The organism is Amphritea sp. (assembly GCF_050300915.1).
Lineage (GTDB): Bacteria > Pseudomonadota > Gammaproteobacteria > Pseudomonadales > Balneatricaceae > Amphritea.
Genome location: NZ_JBNKYN010000210.1, coordinates 1 through 588 on the forward strand (window position 1 = coordinate 1; position 588 = coordinate 588).

At 46.8% G+C, this 588-nt stretch carries 1 pseudogene; it reads right to left on the reverse strand.

The window, feature by feature from the left end:
• Nucleotides 1-273: 273 nt before the first annotated feature.
• Nucleotides 274-588: pseudogene (locus ACQY8X_RS21105) on the reverse strand (REP-associated tyrosine transposase); the annotation flags it as partial.

A 588-nucleotide genomic window follows, 5' to 3' on the forward strand; every position in this document is an offset into this window, starting at 1 on the left:
AGACACCATATCCCTGATCAGGCGGGTGACTGTTCCATGGAGCATTAATAATTACACAGATCGGCATAACTGAAAAGGTAAGAATAGGGCTGTTCTTTGAACGGAAGGCACTGTAAGGAATAGTTAAAAAAGAGCGCTGAGTGCGCTCTTTCTATACCGGCTGTTGCTCTATCGGGCAGGGGATAACCTGTCAGGCAACCTCGGTTTCGCCCATCGCGGCTTCAAGAAAGCTTTCACTCGTTCCCACGCTCCTGCGTGGGAATGCATACCTTGCTACCATGCCCGACAAATTTCCAATAATCCAGCCGTTCCGGCGTAATCTTTTGCGCTGGAGTATCGCCAGTGTACGGCTTCATCCACATAACCCCGTTTGACCGGATTTTGGTGAATATATTCGATCTTTTGCCGCATCATCTCTTCATTTTGAATCAGTTCTGGATGCACGCCCTCCTGCCAGAATTGATAAGCGCGATCAGTTTTATGGGCTTTTTTATAAAAAGCCAGTTGATCCAGAATTTGCCTGACATTGTGCTCTGCAAGATATTGAATCAGTTGTTTCGCTGTCCATGATTTGAGTCGTGCTATGTC